This is a genomic window from Variovorax sp. P4_D9, from assembly GCF_056401695.1.
The window spans coordinates 1-15,464 of record NZ_JBFUIU010000134.1; the positions used below are offsets into that span (position 1 = coordinate 1).

The following is a 15,464-nucleotide window of genomic DNA, read 5'->3' on the forward strand; positions in this document are numbered from 1 at the left end:
CTGTACTTCCTAGAACCCATGCGGAATACGGATAGGTTTGCGATTCCTGGCGGCACACCAACGTCTCCTACAGCCTGCCAGCCTGAAGGCCTGGCCGCTGCTTGCGGTTATCGCGCCGCCCATACGAYCAGCGCAAGGCTGAGGACAAGCAAGAGAACGATCAGCGACCCGAACGGGTTTTGCTCCAGCACGCGCAAGCGTTGCGATATCGGAGAGCTTGGGGAAGCGAGGCACAGAGTGGCGCTTCGAGGCGCTCGGCTGACGCCGGCCTGCGCGCCCCTCGGGTATCAAGTGTTTGCGTTCGGYCCGTCCGCTTCGGCCACGAAGTGGTTGCGAAGGCAGCCCAGGCCGGTGATCTCGACCTCGACCACATCACCGGCCTTCAGTTGCGGCGACTTGCCGTCGGTGCCCATCCAGATGACGTCGCCTGGGTACAGCGTGAGATAGCGCGTCATGCGGCTGATGAAGGTGTGGATATCGAACAGCATGTCGGCCGTTCGAAAATGCGTCCGCACCTCGCCGTTGAGCCGCACGGTGGTCTCGGCCGCGTCGAGGTCGAACTCGGTCTCGATCCACGGCCCCATCGGCTTGAAGGTGTCCGTGTTCTTGGAGCGCCAGAACGTCCGGTCCGATGCCTGCCAGAGACGCTCGCTCACGTCGTTGCCGATGGTGTAGCCCAGCACGCACGAGAGCGCATCGGCTTCGCTCAGGTGCCTGGCCTTCCTGCCGATCACGACGACAAGCTCGCCTTCGTACTCGATCTGCTTCGCGTCCGACGGAATGACGACCGCTTCGTCATGCGCGACCAGCGCATTGACCGCGCGGTAGCCGATGTCGGCCTGCTTCGGTTCCGCAACGGGATTCCCGGTCAGCTCGGCGTATTCGCGAATGTGCTTGACGTAGTTGAGCCCGGCCGCATAGAAGGTGCGCGGCACCAGCGGCACCTCGATCTTGACGTCGGCCAGCCGGTGCACGGCGCCGGTCGGCTCGTGGGCGCCGAAGGGGGTGCCACGCACTTCGCGGATACGGTCATCGGACTCGAGGATGCCGTAGGCGCTGGCCCTGCCCGGCGCTGAAAAATTAACCCACTTCATTCGGCGGCTCCGGGGCTCATTCGGCCTTGATGTTGGCACTGCGGATCAGCTGCGACCAGCGCGTGCGGTCCTGGCTCAGCCACTCGCGGTATTCGGCCGGCCCGAGGTGCTTGACCTCGGCCCCCAGGGACTTGAGCCTCGCCTGCATGGCAGGCTTGTTTAAGGACGCGACGATGGCGGCGTCGAGCTTGGCGGCGATCGGCGCGGGAAGGCCGGCGGGAGCGACGAAACCGATCGGTTGCGCATAGTCCTCGAAGCCCGGGAAGCCGAGCTCGGCGGTGGTGGGTACTTGCGGATAGTCGGGGTGCCGCTTGGCCGTCGTGGCGGCCAGGATCCGGATCTTTCCGCTCGTGACGAATTCGGACACGCCGATCATCGGAAAGAACATGAAATCCACCCGGCCGGCCATCACCTCGGTCAGGGCGGGCGCGTTGCCCTTGAAGGGAATGTGGTTCATCTGCGTCTTGCTGCGCTGCTCCAGCAGGGCGGCCGCGAGGTGTGCCGAGCCGCCGACGCCGGCCGTGCCGTAGCTGACGGCGTTCGGCCCGGTCTGCGCCTTCTTGATCAGGTCGCCGAGCGTCTTGTAGGGCGAGTCGCCCGCCACGACGATGAGCTGCGGGAGCACCGCGACCATGCTGATCGGCGTGAAGTCCTTAACCGGGTCGTACTTGATGCGATCGGGCTGGAGCAACGGATTGACGTTGTGCGAGATGGTGTTGACGATCAAGGTGTAGCCGTCGGGCGGGGCCTGCTTCACGAACTCCGTTGCGATGTTGCCGTTGACGCCGGGCTTGTTCTCGACCACGACCGGCTGGCCGAGCGTGGCACCGATGTCCTGCCCCAGCACGYGCGCCAGCACATCGGTCGGCCCGCCGGCGCTGTAGCCGACCATGAGCTTGATCGGCTTGTTGGGATAGTCGTTCTGGGCCAGCGCATGCGTGTGGAGGCCTGCTGTGCCGAGAAGCGCCGCGGCGACGAGCACGAGTCGGCGGGTCGGGAGATGTCTCTTCATGGTTTTTCCTTCGCGGTTCAGGAGTTCACGAGGTCTGGGGTTGGATGGGCGCGAGGCGCGGCGTCGAGAGGAGGCCGCGGCGCGGCCGGCGCTCCGGTATTCGGAAGGGCTGCCTGCCACGACGAGACCGCTTCGGCCGGCCGCAGCAAGTCGGCCGAGAGTTGCTCCACGGTCGGTGCGCCGCACAGGCGCATCGTGCGCAGCAGCTCGTCGTGCAAGATGTCGAGGGCGCGCTGCGCGCCCTCGTCGCCGGCGGCCACCGCGCCGAACAGCGTCGCGCGGCCCAGCAACACACCTTGCGCGCCGAGGGCCAGCGCCTTGCCGATATCGGAGCCGCGGCGGATGCCGCCGTCCATCAGCACCGGCAAGCACCCGGCCACACCCTGCAGCACCTCGGGCAACGCCAGCAGGCTGGGGACGGCGCCGTCGAGTTGCCGGCCGCCGTGGTTGGACACGACGATGGCGTCCACCCCCATTGAGGCCAGGCGCCGGGCATCGTCGCCGCGGCTCACGCCCTTGACGATCAGCTTGCGTGTCCAGCGGTCGCGCACCTGGGCCAGCCGCGCCCAGTCGAAGGCCGGGTCATAGCTGCGGCCGACCGAGGAGGCAATGGCGGTCGCATTCGTGGCGGTGGCTTCGAGGCCGCGCAGGTTTTCCATGACCGGCATGCCGCGCAGCAGCATGTCGACCGCCCAGCGCGGCCGCGAGGCGAAGTCAAGCATGTTGCGCGGCGTGAACCGGAACGGGATGGAGAAGTGGTTGCGGAAATCGCGCTCGCGCTTGCCGCCGACCGGCAGGTCGACGGTGATGACCAAGGCCTCGTACTCGGCCTGGCGGACGCGTTCGATCAGCTGCCAGAAGAAGTCCTGGTTGCGCAGCACATAGGCCTGGAACCACAGGCGGCCGGGTGCCTTGTCGGCGATGGTTTCGATGGCCGTGGTGGCGCTGCTCGACAAGGTGTAGGGCATGCCCATCTTCGCCGCCGCGCGCGCGAGCGCAAGATCGGCACCGCGGCAGCCGAAGCCGGCCGCGCCGGTCGGGGCGATGGCGGCCGGCATGCCGGCGGGCGCGCCCACCAAGGTGCAGGCGGACGAGGCAGCTGCAACATTGACGAGCACGCGCGGCGCCAGGTGCCAGCGCTCGAAGGCCTGGCTGTTGCCGGCGAGGGTGCGCTCGTCCTCGGCGCCGCCATCGTAGAAATCGAACACCGCGCGCGGCAGCCGTCGCCGCGCCAGCTCGCGCAGGTCGGCGGTCGAATAGCAAGCGGCGACGCCATGCGTCATGCCGCTTCGAGCTCCGTGTCGGGCACGTTGCGCGGCGTGCCGTCGTCGTGGAAGAAGCGCGTGGCCATCACCTGGCAGCGTTTGATGAGGCGCGGCTCGTCGGGCCGGTAATCGGGGATCGCGTTGTGGATCGTGTCCATGTTGTCCCACATGAGCACATCGCCGACCTCCCACCGATGCGCATACCGGAACTCGGGCCGGGTCTGGTGCGCGAAGAGGAAGTCGAGCGCTTCGACGCTCTCCTTCTCGTCCAGCTCGTTGATGCGGACCGCATAGCCGGGGTTGGCATACAGCACGCGCTTGCCGGTGATGGGGTGGCGCAGGAAGACCGGATGCGACACCGGCGGCCGTGCCGCGCGCTGGGCGGCCGTGAGCGGCGGGCGGGTGCTGCCGCGCTCGCGACGCATCATTTCCCAGAACTTGTCGAAGTCGTGCAGCACGGTCATGCCGTCGAGCCGCTTCTTCCATTCGTCGGGCAACGCTTCGTAGGCCGCATGCATGTTGCAGAACTCGGTGTTGCCGAGCGGCTGGCCGTCTCTATGCGGAATCTTGATGCCGTAGAGCACGTTGGTGAACGCGATCATCCTGTTGTAGGACATGTCGGTATGCCAGTCCTGCCCGGCGTCGGAGAGACCGATCGGCTTGCCGTTCTCCACGATGTTGGAGAGCACCATGACTTCGGGCAGGCCCGGCTCCTGGTAGGCGCCCGCGACGTTGACTTCGAGCCGGCCGAAATTCGCCGAGAAGTCGCGCAGCTGGGTCGCGCTGAGGTCCTGCTTCGGATAGCTGAGCACGCCGTAACGGCTGAGGGCCTGCAGCAGCTGTTCGAAGACTTCGGCCGACAGCGGCCGCGACAGATCGAGGCCTTCAACGCGGGCGCCGAGCGTTGCGGCGCCGGGGACGATGCGCATGGTCATGGATGGAACTCCTTGTGGGGTGAAGATCGTTCGATGGCTCGACCGCCGTCAGTAGGCGGCGTCGAGCAGTGCCTGGATCTCGCGCTCGTCGCCGACCGGGCGGGGGTTGTAGTAGAGGCCGCGCTCTCGCATCGTCTTGGTGGCGATGCGGCGGAGCGCTTCGCGCGGCACGCCGATGTCGCGCAGCCGGGTCGGGACGCCGATGGCAGCTTGCAGCCGGCGCAGGGCGCCCACCAGGCCCTCGGCGCTATCGCCGGCGTCCAGCACCCGGGCCGCGCGCGCCAGCGGTTCGGCGGCGGCTTCGGCATTGAAGGCGACAGCGTGCGGCAGCATCACGGCATTGGCATCGCCGTGCCCGACGCCGGTGACCGAGCCGATCGCGTGGCAGATCGCGTGATGCAGACAGGTGCGGGCATTCACCAGCACCAGGCCGGACAGGTGCGCGGCGTACAGCAGTGCCGCGCGCGCCGCCGCATCTCGCGGCTGGCCATGCACGGCGGGCAAGGCCCGTGCGAAACGCGCCATCGCCTCCAACGCGAAGGTCTCGGCCAGCGGCGAGCGCTCCAGCGAATACAGGCCCTCGATGCAATGCGCCAGGCCGTTCATGCCCGTGGCGCACATCAACGCGGCCGGGACCTCGAGATTGGCAAGCGGGTCGATCAGCACCAGGCGGGCCGCGAGCTGAATGTCGGTGAACAGCAGCTTGGCGCCATCGTCATCGCGCACGCCCAGCGAGACCGTGACTTCAGCGCCCGAGGCCGTTTGCGGAATGGCCACGATCGGGAGTTTGGGCGCTGCGAGGCGAGGCGCGACCAGCGAAGCCGGCGGCGTGAAACGCACCGCATGATTGGCAAGCCGGCCGCCCTCGGCCATGAGGAGCGCGATCGCCTTGGCGGTGTCGGAGGCGCTGCCGCCGCCGATGGCGATGAACCCATCGACGCCATCGGCGATCGCGCGCGCAGCCAGCCGCTCCACAAGGCTCACGCTGGAATGCGCGGGCACCGGCTCGGCCAGCACATGCGGCAAGTCGCCCAGCGCCGCGACGCTGCGGGCGAACAGCGCCGAGCGCTGCGTGCGGGCGCCGCCCAGCACCAGTGGCCGCGTGATGCCCAGCGCGTCGAGCTCGGCGCGAAGGCCGTCGATAGCGCCTTCGCGCAGGACCAGCCGCGTGGCCGCGCTGCGGTGGGTGAAGGAGGCCGGCAGGATGCTACTCATTCGGCGAAGGCGAAGGCCGCCACCATTCGTTGTTCCGCGATGCGCCAATCGTGGTCGGGATCGCGCCGGAACACGGTGGACGTGAGGTTGAAGCGCAGCGGGCCGGCGATGCGCGGCGGCGCGCTGGCGGACTGGGCCGCAGCGGGATAGCGGTAGGCCGTCATGTAGGCCTCGAGCTCGGCCGAGTCGCCGTCGCATGCGCTCACGTAGGCATTGGTCAGCACGTGGCGGGTGTCGACATCCGCCGGGCGGGAGTCGAGGGCCGTACGCACGGCGTCCTTGCCTTCGAGCCATTGGCCTTGGCGCAGCCAACGACAGTCTTCGGTGAACAGGTCGAGCATGCAGTCGTAGCGCCGCATGTCGAGCGCGTGGAAAAAGCGATGCAGCGCCTGGGTCAACTCGGCGAGCAAGGGTGCGGCGGTGGAGGTTGGGACGGCGGTCATGAGGTGGGCGATGCCGCCTGCAGCGGCGGTCTTGCGTGACTCGAAGTCTAGGGAGCACCTTGCCCGGTGGCGCACCATGTTCGAGAATCCAACGTTTGCGATTTGGAAACCTTGAATCCGGTCGCACCCTCCTCCGGACCCCCTGTGGATCGCCTTCGCTGCCTCCAGATATTTACCGAAGTCGCACGCTCCGGCAGCTTCGTGCGTGCCGCCATGCAACTCTCGCTCTCCAGGGCGACGATCACCAAGCACGTGGCGTGGCTCGAGTCGTCGATGGGAGCGCAATTGCTCAAGCGCAGTTCGAAGCAGGTGGCGCTCACCGAAGCCGGCGCGCGCGTACTGGAGGCCGGGCGCGATCTGCTCGAGCGCTACGAAGCGATCGAAGGCGAGGTGCGCGATGTCGTTCACCTGCCGCGCGGGGCGATCCGCGTGGGCACGCCGCCCTCGTTCGGTGCCTATCACCTCATGCGGCTCATGGCGCAGTTCACGCATCGGTATCCGGACATCGAGGTGACGGTGCTGCATGACGACGGCCGGTCCGACCTCGTCGCCGAGGCGCTCGATCTTTCGATCCGCATCGCACCTTCACTCGAAGACGCAAGCTATGTGGCGCAGTCGCTGATGAAGGCGCCGCAGGTGGTGGTGGCGTCGCCCGCTTACCTGAAGGCGCACGGACGGCCCGCGGCGGTTGGCGATCTTGTGCGGCACAACTGCCTGGTGCACACCATCAAGTCGGGCGCCGGAGTGTGGAAGTTCGCCGGCGATCCGCCGCAGGAGATCCGCGTGCGCGGCACCGTGCGCTCCAACCTGGGCGACGCGCTCAAGCAGGGCGCATTGCTCGGCGCCGGCATTTCGCTGCACCCCTACTACATGGTGTCGGAGGAACTGCGCGCCGGCACGCTCGTGGCGCTGTTGCCCGACTCTGTTCCCGAGGAACTTGATATCTATGTGGTGTTCTCGACGCGGCGCAACATGCCAACGCGGGTTCGGCATCTGCTGGAGTTCCTCAAGGAGTGGTCGCGGCATCCGCCGGAGTGGGCATTGCCGGCGGGGACCACTTGGCGGCATACCGCCGGCAAGTGAAGCGGAGCTTGCGTTCGGCCACGCGGGCTCTCGCCGCTTATGGGGAGTCCGCGGACGCCGACGCGAGTCGACGGGATCCGCGTGTCCACCACTGCAGTCACCGGCGCGCCGCTATCAGAACGGGTGGGGTTGCAGATGTACATGCATATGTAGTAGCATTTGCATGTGCAACGATGGAGGAGGTTCCTCATGGAAGTCACCGAAGTTTCCAGCCGCGAGTTCAATCGCGACTCCAGCCGCCTGAAGAACCAGGCCGACAACGGCCCGGTGTTCATTACCTCTCGCGGCGTGCGCTCGCACGTCCTCTTGTCCTATCGGGATTACGAAGCACTCAAGGGCAGCCGCGCCAAATCGCTGCTGCAGGCCGTGGCCCAGCGCGGGCCGGCTGACGACATCGCCTTTGATCCACCGCGGGTCAGCATCGATTCGCGCGGCGTGGATCTCGGCTGATGTACCTGCTCGACACGAACGTCATTTCTGCGCTTCGGCGGCCGGAGAAGGCTTCTCCGGCCGTTGTCGCATGGGCGGGCTCTATTGCCCAGGACGAAACCTTTCTCTCGGCCATCACGGTCTACGAGCTCGAGGTGGGGGTGCAGCAGAAGGAGCGCGCCGACACCGCGCAAGGCGCCATCCTCCGCGCCTGGCTCACTGGCCAGGTGCTCACCGAGTTTGCCGAGCGCATCATCGACCTCGACGGTAGTGCCGCCGCCATGGCTGCGACGCTGGTGGTGATGCACCAGATCTCCGCGGCCGACGCGTTCATCGCGGCTTCCGCCATCACTCGCCAGCTCACGATCGTCACTCGCAACGTCAAGCACTTTGCGCCAACCAACGCGCCGATGATCAACCCTTGGGAATACAAGTCGGTGTAATGATCCGGCCGATCGGGCTGTTCACCGGCCACCGAGCCGACCCAAAGTGCTGCACGGCGACTTCCAGCAGGGCCAAGGCACGACCAAGACGTCGGTATTCTTGTCGGTATCTGGGAAGGCTGAAATCGTCTGGGTCCAGCATTCATGCCGGGTTCCCAAGGGGTTTGGGATTCCAGGCCTCGTTTTTTTCTTGGTCCGGCACTGCACTTAAGTGCAAGTGACATCTGGCCTGCGTGCGCGTAAGGTGGCCCCGCCTTTCCATACCAACGCAGGACCAACATGAAAAACCTCCAAAAACACGCCTTGCTCGCGACATGCGCCGCGCTGACACTTTGCGCCGGCACCGCCGGTGCGCAGACACCCCCGGAGCGCAAGTCCATCCAGCTCGAAGACGCCCGGGGCGGTTCGGCCGTGCTGTCGGTCACAGGCGAGATCACCGCAGTGGACGTGGCGAACCGCATCGTGTCGATCAAGGGCCCGAGGGGCAACATCAACGACCTCCGGGTCGATCCGGCCGTGAGGAACCTCGAGCAGGTCAAGGTCGGCGACCGGGTCCGCCTGAGTTACCGCATCGGCGTCGCGCTGGCGCTGGTGAAGGGCGGCGACGGCATCCGCGAGCGGATCGAGACCGAGTCGGCCACCGTGGCCGCGAAGGGCGCCAGGCCGGGCGGCGTCGCCACCACGCGCACCACCATCGTGGCCAATGTCTTCGCCCTGGATCGAAAGAAGAACATCGCCACGCTCAGGGGGCCAAGTGGCCAGCTGGTCGACGTGCACGTGCGCGATCCGCAGGTGCTGAAGGATGTGAAGGTGGGCGACCAGGTGGTGGCCAACTTCACCGAGTCGGTGGCGTTGAGCGTGAGGCCGGCGCCCGCGAAGTGAGCGAGCCCTGCTGCGGAGGCATCGAGTCTCGGCAGCGGTGGCAACGGGACTGTCCCGCCCGGATCTTCGCATCAACAACGAACGTCCATGCATCGTTGACCCGAGCATCAATCCTTGAGATGCTCGTCGGGTGATCAGCGAACTCAGGACCTTCATCGCCGTCTGCAAGCACGGCACCTTCGCGGCGGCCGGCGAGCGCATCGGCCTCACGCAGTCGGCGGTCAGCAGCCAGATCAAGCGACTCGAAGAATCCTTGGGCTTCGAACTCTTCGACCGCACCGGCCGGTCCGCCACCTTGAACGCGGCGGGCCAGACCACGCTCGCGCGTGCGGAGGAAATCTGCGCCCTCTACGCCAGGCTCGGCGATCCGCCCAGCGACACCTCTACGCGCGGATTGCTGCGCGTGGGCGCCATCGCATCGACGCAGCCGACCCTGCTGGCGCGCGCTCTAGAACGGTTCCGCAAGGCACTTCCGCTGGTTCGCGTGCATGTGTCGCCCGGTGTGTCGATGCGCCTGATGGACGACCTGGACGCCGGCCTGATCGATGCCGCCCTGATCATTCGACCGCCGTTCGGAACGCTGCCGGACATGAGCTGGCAGGCGCTGGCGCATGAGCCCTACGTGCTCATCGCGCCCAGGACCGTGCCGGGCAAGGACTGGCGAACGCTCATCGAGTCGCAGCCCTTTCTTCGCTATGACCGTGCCTCTTTCGGCGGCCGGATGGTGGAAGCATTTCTTCGCCGCGAAGGCCTCGCGGTCAACGATGCCATCGAGATCGACGAAATACCGGGGCTGATCCACCTGGCAGCGAAGGGCCTCGGCGTCGCGCTGGTGCCGCTGGTCGAGGCGCACCTGCCACTCCCGGCGGGCGTCCGCGCAGTCTCGCTGGGCGAATCCACCTTCCACCGCGAAATCGGCCTGCTCCAGCGCAAGCCCCGGGCGAGTCCGCCCATCGTCGCGCAGTTCGCCCGGTCCTTGCGAGAGGCCGCCGAGGTCCGCAAGCACAAGCAGCGCGCCTGAGCGGCCCCTTCAGACGGCGAACAGCGAATCCAGGTTCGCGAAGGACTTGAATTCGAGCGCATTGCCCGAAGGGTCGAGAAAGAACATCGTCGCCTGCTCGCCCGGCTCGCCCTTGAACCGGATGTAGGGCTCGATGACGAATTCGGTCTTGCGGGCGACGAGCTTGTCGGCCAAGGCCTGCCATTGGTCCATCGGCAGCACCGCCCCGAAGTGGCGAACCGGCACGTCGTGGCCGTCGAYGGGGCTGTACTGGCGGTGGCCGCATTCGTCCGGGGCCAGGTGCGCCACGATCTGGTGGCCGTAGAAATTGAAGTCAACCCATTCGGGCGCGCTTCGGCCTTCCGGGCAGCCCAGCAGCTCGCCGTAGAAGGCGCGAGCTTCGGCAATGTCGCGGACCGGGAAGGCCAGGTGGAACGGGATGGGTGCGGTGGGGGTGGTCATGGATGTCATCGCGGTCGGGAGTACGGGTGACGCGACTCTACGGAAGGAATCGCATTGCCGAAAGCGATATGTTTTCTTGCTCAGCCCCACGGTTCGTGATGAGTCGGTGTCGCCATGGCTCGGCGCGCCGAGACAGTGCACGATTGCACGCGACCTTTGCGGCGTAGGAAAGCAGCCACGCAGCGACGGGCTCGATCCTTAGGCTGCTGATCTGTGCCCGGGCCTCAAGCTTCACTGTGCGGCCATCGGTCGCGGAGAGGCGCGCCATGAGCAACCCCTGGACGAAGAAGAATCCTCTGATGAGCATGTGGCTGAGTGCCGCCAACCGGGCTGCGGGCACAGCGCGCGGGCAGGCCACTGCGATGGCGAAGCGCCAAGTCGCTGCGACCCAGGCCGAGGCTGCGCGTCAGATTGTGGATTTCTGGAGCGGCAAGGCAACCCAGCCGACCCCGCGTAAGAAGCCCCGCCGCTGAATGGCCCGGGCGCCCCGCACAGCCGCGCCAGGTCATCGACTGGAAATACGGCGGCGCGTGTCCTAGTCTTGCTGCATCGATCACTCGCGGGGAGATGTCATGAAGCACATCGGCCGGCCATGGCCCGGCGCATGCAGGTCGTTCGCGTTGCTCGCGGCCTGCACGCTCGCGGCCAGCGCGTCCTTCGCGCTCGAAGGCTCCTTCAATCACCCGACCTACAAGAAGCTCGCGCGCCTCGACCAGTGCTACGTCTGGGGCAGGTACTGCGGCAAGAAAGCCGCCGACACCTACTGCCGGGCGCAAGGCTACGAGCGCTCGGTGCGCTTCGCCACCGAGCCCGCTCGGCCGACCCGGCTGGCCTCCGACGGCAAGGTCTGCGATGCCGATTTCTGCGTCGGCTTCAAGTCGATCACCTGCTACACCTCGGCATCGGAGCGAGGCAAGACCGGCAACTGGCCGCAGCGCATCGATTGAGATCGCGAAAAGGGCCCGCGGGCGCCGCGGGCAGGCGCCTCAGCAGAATGCGCGCAGGTAGTTGACCGGCGAGTGATCGGTCAGCGCCCGGAGCGCGATGGCGCCGGGCTCCGGCGCGGCGATCATGCGCGCGGCATGCTCGGCCTGGCCCACGATGCGGTCCTTGAGCACGAACGGGGTTTCCGGGTTGTCGTGCCGCCGGCCGTCCTTGTCGATGTAGAGAAGATGGCCGACGTGGTGGTRGGGCGTGATACGCGGAGGCAGGGTGGGCACGACATCGGCGCAGTTCACGATGCGGGTCATCGCGCTCGCCGGCAGCGACCCGATGAAGTCGATGTCGCCGACACGGGGCGAGCCGATCGTGATGACGTGCGTGGGCTCGACAAGGCCGGCAAAGATCGTCGCCATCGCGGCGCCCAGGCTGTGGCCGCACAGCAGCAGCTGTCTGCGGCCCGAGGCCTCGTTCGCCAGCCACTGCAGCACCTTCGTCTTCAATGACTGGGCCGCGCGACCGAATCCCGAATGCACATTGCCTTCGGCCCAGGGGCTTGGCAAGAAGTCCAGGTCCGCCATGACATTCTTGGGATCGTCGGGCTGGGTTCCGCGATAGGCAAGCATAGCCAGGCCGTCCCGGGCGCGAACCGAGCCATAGGCGTAAGCGCCAGTGGCCCGGTCGAAGAACGTGGCGGGCTCGGCGAACCCCGCTAGGTGCAGTGCCGCGATCAGCCTGCACGACTCGTCCGGGTTCGATTCGGCTCGCAGGTAGGCCAGGCGCGCCGCTTCGACTGCAAGCCCCGGGAGCGTGAGCGTTGCATCCGGTTCCTCCACGAAGATCGTGGGCCGCTGCTCGGGATGAAGCAGCGCTTCGCGGGATGCATCGTATTCGATGGATACCTGCGCATCGGCCCCGCTACTCATCGCTTCGCCTCCATTGTTGTTGAGGCATTGTGTTCTGGCTCGATGGGCGCCCGCCTCATCAATATGTGGGAGGGGCGTCGCCGGGCGCGGATCGGCGCTTCCCTTTCAGGGCGGCGGCTGCGTCAGCACCCATTCCGCGAGCATCCTGGCCTGCTCCTCGCTCATTTGGGATTGCCGAGGCATGATGACGCGGCCCCAGGTGCCGACGCTGCCGCCGCGAATCCTGCCGGCGAGCCGGGTCGGTGCCTCGGCGTCGTCTCGGTAGCGCGCCGCCACCTGCGCGAAGCCCGGCCCGACCTGCTTGTGGACCATGCCGTGGCAGGACATGCAGCCGTTCTTGTGGGCCAGTGCCTGGACCTGGTCGTCGGCGCCTGCCGGCGCGGCGAGCAGCATCGATAGCAGGCCGCCAAGCATCGGCATCGCGGTTCGAAACATCGTCAGGCGCATCGGCCTGGATTCTGCCCAATTCGTCAGGGTGGACGCAGGCGACCGAACTTCCTAGGATGTTTGCGAGGGCAGGCCCTTGCAAGGAGCACCAGACATGCTCCTTGCAAGGAGCTCCAGACATGCATCGACTCAAAGTGATGGCAGCGATCGGATTTCTCTTCATCGGGCAGGCCGTGATGGCGCAGGCACCGGGCGTCGCGGACGATGCCTCCACGCTCTCGTGTGCCGACTTCAACGCCGCCGCATCGCAGGTGCTGCCCGACCCGAACGCCTCCGAGGCCCGGCGGCAGCGGGCCGTCGAGGCGCAGGACTACATCGGCAACGGCATGGTGTGGCTGCATGGCTATCTCACCGGCCGAAACGGGCCGTCGGTCGGCAGGCTGACGCGCGAATGGATCAGCACCAACGTCGCCCGGCTCGGCAAGACATGCGCCGTCCGCCGACCCGGCCGCGACGCGCATCGTCGACCTGGTGCAGAAGCCATGACCGCCCTGCGCGCCCAGGCCGTCGTGGCGCTGGTGCTGGCCGCCGGCTGGGCCGACGCGCAGCGCCACGGCTCGCGGCATCGTCCGCCTCCGCACCACTGGAACAACAGCGGCTGGAACAACAACCACTTCTGGAACAACGACTGGCACAACCGCCGCGATGCGCAGCGCGCCGGCGTGGTGGCCGCGGGGTCGCGGGTGCGGCGGAGCGCAACCGCGCCGACCAGCGCCACGCCGACTGCCACTGGATCACCGGCAGCACCTGGGAGTGCGACCGCCGCCGCTGGGACGACGAGATGCGCGCGCGACCGGGCGCGCCGCACCGGCGTGGTGGCCGGCGTGGTGGCCGGCGTGGCCGCTTACGCGATCGTTCGATACTGAGGCGGCCGCGGGGCGCGCTCAACTTCACTTTCATGCGGAGGACGCTTGGCCTATCAACTCCACTACTGGCCCACGATCCAGGGCCGTGGCGAATTCGTCCGGCTCGCGCTCGAGGCCGCCGGCGCCGCCTACGTCGATGTGGCGCGCGAGCCGCCGTCGAAGGGCGGCGGCGAGTCGCAACTGGCCCGCCGGCTCGACGACCCTGACAACCCCCGGCCCGCGTTCGCGCCGCCCTTCCTGGTCGACGGCGACATCGTGGTCGGCCAGACGGCGGCGATCCTGCTGTACCTCGGGCCGCGGCTCGGGCTGGCGGGCGTGGGCGAGGCCGACGGGCTGTGGACGCACCAGCTGCAGCTGACCATCGCCGACTGCGTGGCCGAGGCGCACGACACTCACCATCCGCTGTCGACCGGGCTCTACTACGAGGACCAGCGCGAGGCCGCGCTGGCGCGCGCCAAGGCCTTTCGCGAGGAACGCATTCCGAAGTTTCTTGGCTGGTTCGAGAAGATCCTGCAGCGCAATCCGTCCGGGGACCTGCACCTGGTCGGCGATGTGCTGACCTACGCCGATCTCTCGCTGTTCCAGCTGGTGGCGGGGCTGCGCTATGCCTTCCCGAAGGCCGCCGCGCGTGCATTGGCCGACACGCCGTCGGTGGCGAAGCTGCATGCCAACGTGGGCCGCCGGCAGCGGGTCCACGACTACCTGCGGAGTCCGCGTCGGATCGCCTTCAACGAGGACGGCATCTTCCGTGCCTACCCCGAGCTCGACGGCTGAGCGGCTGGGCCGCCCCCGGATCAGCGGGCCGCCGTTTCCTCGGCGGCGACGCCCTTGCGATAGCTCGTGTACAGGTAGACCGGGATCTCCAGGTCACCCAGGTGGCGCTCGACCAGCGGTGCGACGTCTTTCCAGTCGAGGCCCCCGACGCCGGTGGCGAGCCGCGGCAAGGCGAGGCTGGCAAATTTTTCTTCCTCGACCCACTTTCGCAGCGCCCGCAGTGTGTGGTTCACGCGCTCGACCRTCGCCTTGCCCGACTTGGCGCTGGTGTCGTATGCCGCGTCCTGCGTCATGAGGTTGATGACGCGCTGGCCTTCTGGCCCAGGTCCACAGCTCGCCCGGCTGCGGGTGGCGGGTCTGGCGGGTCTGGCAATAGTGGCGGAAGTCCTTGTACAGCGACGGCCAGCCCTCGCGCAGCGCCAGGGCGAGGCCGGAATTGAACGAATCGTTGGGCGAGACCCCGTGCGCGATGGCCTGTGCCCTGGAAAGAAGAATATCGCCGCTGACTTCATGCAACATGGGTGCTGGATGGTTTGACCGACCATAGCCCGCGCGCCGGCGCAGGGCCCTGACCTGGGTCAAGCAAGCGGCGATGCGTGCAGCGGCGGGCGCGCTACGGTTCGACGGCCTCGTCGCCGTCCCTGCGCATGCGCAGTGCGGCGTCGTAGAGCGCATTGCGCGGGGCGCCGCTGATCTCGGCCGCGATGCGCACCGCGCTTTTCACCGGCAGCTCGGCCAGCAGCAGGCGCAGCACGCGCTCGCCCTCGGCACCGTCATCGACGGCCGTGGGCCGAGGGTGCAGCACCAGCGCGAATTCGCCGCGCGTGCGGTCGCGGCTGGTGGCGAACCAGTCGGGCAGGGCCGCGGCTGCGACCGTCGCGATCTCCTCGAACTGCTTGGTGAGCTCGCGGCCGACGGTGACCTTGCGCTCGCCCAGGCTGGCCAGCGCGCGCGCCAGCGCCTCGATGCGGTGCGGCGCCTCGAGCAGCACCACGCTGCGGGCTTCGTCGGCCAGCCGCAGTACCGCGGCATCGCGCTCGCCGGCCTTGCTCGGCAGGAAGCCGGCGAACACGAAACCGCTGCCCGGGTCTCCGGCAGCGACCAGTCCGGCCGCGCCGACCAGCGTGGTCACGCTGCTGGCGCCGGGCAGCGGCAGCACGCGATGGCCGGCCTCGCGCACCGCGGCCACCAGCCGCGCCCCGGGGTCGCTGACGCCGGGCGTGCCGGCGTCGCTGACATAGGCGATGCG

Annotated in this window: 20 protein-coding genes; 9 read left to right on the top strand and 11 right to left on the bottom strand. The window is 67.7% G+C overall.

Annotated features, from left to right (window positions below):
• Window positions 1-287 precede the first annotated feature (287 nt).
• Genes AC1DY5_RS16525 through AC1DY5_RS16550 form a run of 6 tightly spaced genes read right to left on the bottom strand, consistent with a single transcriptional unit; the run spans window position 288 to window position 5,964 of the window.
• Window positions 288-1,094 (bottom strand): fumarylacetoacetate hydrolase family protein, encoded by an 807-nt coding sequence (locus AC1DY5_RS16525; RefSeq protein WP_478113028.1) that lies wholly within the window; start codon window positions 1,092-1,094, stop codon window positions 288-290.
• Window positions 1,095-1,110: 16 nt separating this feature from the next.
• Window positions 1,111-2,106, bottom strand: a complete 996-nt coding sequence (locus AC1DY5_RS16530; RefSeq protein WP_478113030.1) for a Bug family tripartite tricarboxylate transporter substrate binding protein — start codon at window positions 2,104-2,106, stop codon at window positions 1,111-1,113.
• Between the two features lie 17 nt (window positions 2,107-2,123).
• Window positions 2,124-3,389: an alpha-hydroxy acid oxidase gene (locus AC1DY5_RS16535; RefSeq protein WP_478113032.1), complete on the bottom strand. Its 1,266-nt coding sequence runs from the start codon at window positions 3,387-3,389 to the stop codon at window positions 2,124-2,126.
• Entirely contained in the window at window positions 3,386-4,306 is a 921-nt protein-coding gene (locus AC1DY5_RS16540) for a TauD/TfdA dioxygenase family protein (protein WP_478113034.1), read from the bottom strand. Before AC1DY5_RS16540 ends, AC1DY5_RS16535 begins: the two co-directional genes overlap by 4 nt.
• Before the next feature lie 48 nt (window positions 4,307-4,354).
• Window positions 4,355-5,521 carry an iron-containing alcohol dehydrogenase family protein gene (locus AC1DY5_RS16545; protein WP_478113036.1) on the bottom strand — a complete coding sequence of 389 codons (1,167 nt, stop codon included), beginning with the start codon at window positions 5,519-5,521 and terminating at the stop codon, window positions 4,355-4,357.
• Window positions 5,518-5,964 (bottom strand): nuclear transport factor 2 family protein, encoded by a 447-nt coding sequence (locus tag AC1DY5_RS16550; protein ID WP_478113037.1) that lies wholly within the window; start codon window positions 5,962-5,964, stop codon window positions 5,518-5,520. The genes AC1DY5_RS16545 and AC1DY5_RS16550 overlap by 4 nt, the downstream gene beginning before the upstream one ends.
• A gap of 144 nt (window positions 5,965-6,108) precedes the next feature.
• Between AC1DY5_RS16550 and AC1DY5_RS16555 the strand changes: the two genes are divergently transcribed.
• The 5 genes from AC1DY5_RS16555 to AC1DY5_RS16575 all read left to right on the top strand — a co-directional run bounded on the left by AC1DY5_RS16555 (window position 6,109) and on the right by AC1DY5_RS16575 (window position 9,822).
• Window positions 6,109-7,047, top strand: a complete 939-nt coding sequence (locus tag AC1DY5_RS16555) for a LysR family transcriptional regulator (RefSeq protein WP_478113039.1) — start codon at window positions 6,109-6,111, stop codon at window positions 7,045-7,047.
• Between the two features lie 189 nt (window positions 7,048-7,236).
• The gene (locus tag AC1DY5_RS16560) at window positions 7,237-7,497 is read left to right on the top strand and encodes a type II toxin-antitoxin system Phd/YefM family antitoxin (protein WP_478113040.1); all 261 of its coding nucleotides are present in this window, start codon (window positions 7,237-7,239) and stop codon (window positions 7,495-7,497) included.
• Window positions 7,497-7,919, top strand: a complete 423-nt coding sequence (locus AC1DY5_RS16565) for a PIN domain-containing protein (RefSeq protein ID WP_478113042.1) — start codon at window positions 7,497-7,499, stop codon at window positions 7,917-7,919. Before AC1DY5_RS16560 ends, AC1DY5_RS16565 begins: the two co-directional genes overlap by 1 nt.
• Window positions 7,920-8,198: 279 nt before the next feature.
• Entirely contained in the window at window positions 8,199-8,801 is a 603-nt protein-coding gene (locus AC1DY5_RS16570) for a hypothetical protein (protein WP_478113044.1), read from the top strand.
• Window positions 8,802-8,931: 130 nt separating this feature from the next.
• Window positions 8,932-9,822, top strand: coding sequence for a LysR family transcriptional regulator (locus AC1DY5_RS16575; protein ID WP_478113046.1), 891 nt, complete (start codon window positions 8,932-8,934; stop codon window positions 9,820-9,822).
• Between the two features lie 9 nt (window positions 9,823-9,831).
• Here AC1DY5_RS16575 and AC1DY5_RS16580 read toward each other — a convergent pair whose 3' ends face one another.
• Window positions 9,832-10,263, bottom strand: a complete 432-nt coding sequence (locus AC1DY5_RS16580) for a VOC family protein (protein WP_478113048.1) — start codon at window positions 10,261-10,263, stop codon at window positions 9,832-9,834.
• 266 nt (window positions 10,264-10,529) lie between these two features.
• On the opposite strand from AC1DY5_RS16580, the gene AC1DY5_RS16585 reads away from it, so the two are divergent.
• Both AC1DY5_RS16585 and AC1DY5_RS16590 read left to right on the top strand, forming a co-directional pair.
• Window positions 10,530-10,736, top strand: a complete 207-nt coding sequence (locus AC1DY5_RS16585; RefSeq protein ID WP_478113050.1) for a hypothetical protein — start codon at window positions 10,530-10,532, stop codon at window positions 10,734-10,736.
• 99 nt (window positions 10,737-10,835) lie between these two features.
• Entirely contained in the window at window positions 10,836-11,210 is a 375-nt protein-coding gene (locus tag AC1DY5_RS16590) for a hypothetical protein (protein WP_478113052.1), read from the top strand.
• Window positions 11,211-11,249: 39 nt separating this feature from the next.
• Here the strand turns inward: AC1DY5_RS16590 and AC1DY5_RS16595 are convergent, their stop codons facing one another.
• Window positions 11,250-12,128 (bottom strand): lipase family protein, encoded by an 879-nt coding sequence (locus tag AC1DY5_RS16595; protein WP_478113054.1) that lies wholly within the window; start codon window positions 12,126-12,128, stop codon window positions 11,250-11,252.
• A gap of 105 nt (window positions 12,129-12,233) precedes the next feature.
• Window positions 12,234-12,521, bottom strand: a complete 288-nt coding sequence (locus AC1DY5_RS16600) for a c-type cytochrome (protein ID WP_478113063.1) — start codon at window positions 12,519-12,521, stop codon at window positions 12,234-12,236.
• Window positions 12,522-12,694: 173 nt separating this feature from the next.
• On the opposite strand from AC1DY5_RS16600, the gene AC1DY5_RS16605 reads away from it, so the two are divergent.
• Together AC1DY5_RS16605 and AC1DY5_RS16610 are read left to right on the top strand one after the other, a co-directional pair.
• Entirely contained in the window at window positions 12,695-13,441 is a 747-nt protein-coding gene (locus AC1DY5_RS16605; protein WP_478113056.1) for a hypothetical protein, read from the top strand.
• Window positions 13,442-13,486: 45 nt separating this feature from the next.
• Window positions 13,487-14,215 (top strand): glutathione S-transferase, encoded by a 729-nt coding sequence (locus tag AC1DY5_RS16610; protein ID WP_478113057.1) that lies wholly within the window; start codon window positions 13,487-13,489, stop codon window positions 14,213-14,215.
• Window positions 14,216-14,235: 20 nt separating this feature from the next.
• Here AC1DY5_RS16610 and AC1DY5_RS16615 read toward each other — a convergent pair whose 3' ends face one another.
• Together AC1DY5_RS16615 and rsmI are read right to left on the bottom strand one after the other, a co-directional pair.
• On the bottom strand, window positions 14,236-14,508 hold the full coding sequence (locus AC1DY5_RS16615; protein WP_478113059.1) for a macro domain-containing protein: 273 nt from the start codon (window positions 14,506-14,508) through the stop codon (window positions 14,236-14,238).
• A gap of 320 nt (window positions 14,509-14,828) precedes the next feature.
• Window positions 14,829-15,464 (bottom strand): 16S rRNA (cytidine(1402)-2'-O)-methyltransferase (gene rsmI, locus AC1DY5_RS16620; RefSeq protein WP_478113061.1); only part of this gene is annotated, 636 nt, incomplete at its 5' end.

Bases quoted from the DNA above. Each gene is read 5' to 3' on its own strand.
- AC1DY5_RS16535 (WP_478113032.1), bottom strand. From the start codon at position 3,389: ATGACGCATGGCGTCGCCGCTTGCTATTCGACCGCCGACCTGCGCGAG.
- AC1DY5_RS16540 (WP_478113034.1), bottom strand. From the start codon at position 4,306: ATGACCATGCGCATCGTCCCCGGCGCCGCAACGCTCGGCGCCCGCGTT.
- AC1DY5_RS16545 (WP_478113036.1), bottom strand. From the start codon at position 5,521: ATGAGTAGCATCCTGCCGGCCTCCTTCACCCACCGCAGCGCGGCCACG.
- AC1DY5_RS16550 (WP_478113037.1), bottom strand. From the start codon at position 5,964: ATGACCGCCGTCCCAACCTCCACCGCCGCACCCTTGCTCGCCGAGTTG.
- AC1DY5_RS16560 (WP_478113040.1), top strand. From the start codon at position 7,237: ATGGAAGTCACCGAAGTTTCCAGCCGCGAGTTCAATCGCGACTCCAGC.
- AC1DY5_RS16565 (WP_478113042.1), top strand. From the start codon at position 7,497: ATGTACCTGCTCGACACGAACGTCATTTCTGCGCTTCGGCGGCCGGAG.
- AC1DY5_RS16570 (WP_478113044.1), top strand. From the start codon at position 8,199: ATGAAAAACCTCCAAAAACACGCCTTGCTCGCGACATGCGCCGCGCTG.
- AC1DY5_RS16585 (WP_478113050.1), top strand. From the start codon at position 10,530: ATGAGCAACCCCTGGACGAAGAAGAATCCTCTGATGAGCATGTGGCTG.
- AC1DY5_RS16590 (WP_478113052.1), top strand. From the start codon at position 10,836: ATGAAGCACATCGGCCGGCCATGGCCCGGCGCATGCAGGTCGTTCGCG.
- AC1DY5_RS16600 (WP_478113063.1), bottom strand. From the start codon at position 12,521: ATGCTGCTCGCCGCGCCGGCAGGCGCCGACGACCAGGTCCAGGCACTG.
- AC1DY5_RS16605 (WP_478113056.1), top strand. From the start codon at position 12,695: ATGCATCGACTCAAAGTGATGGCAGCGATCGGATTTCTCTTCATCGGG.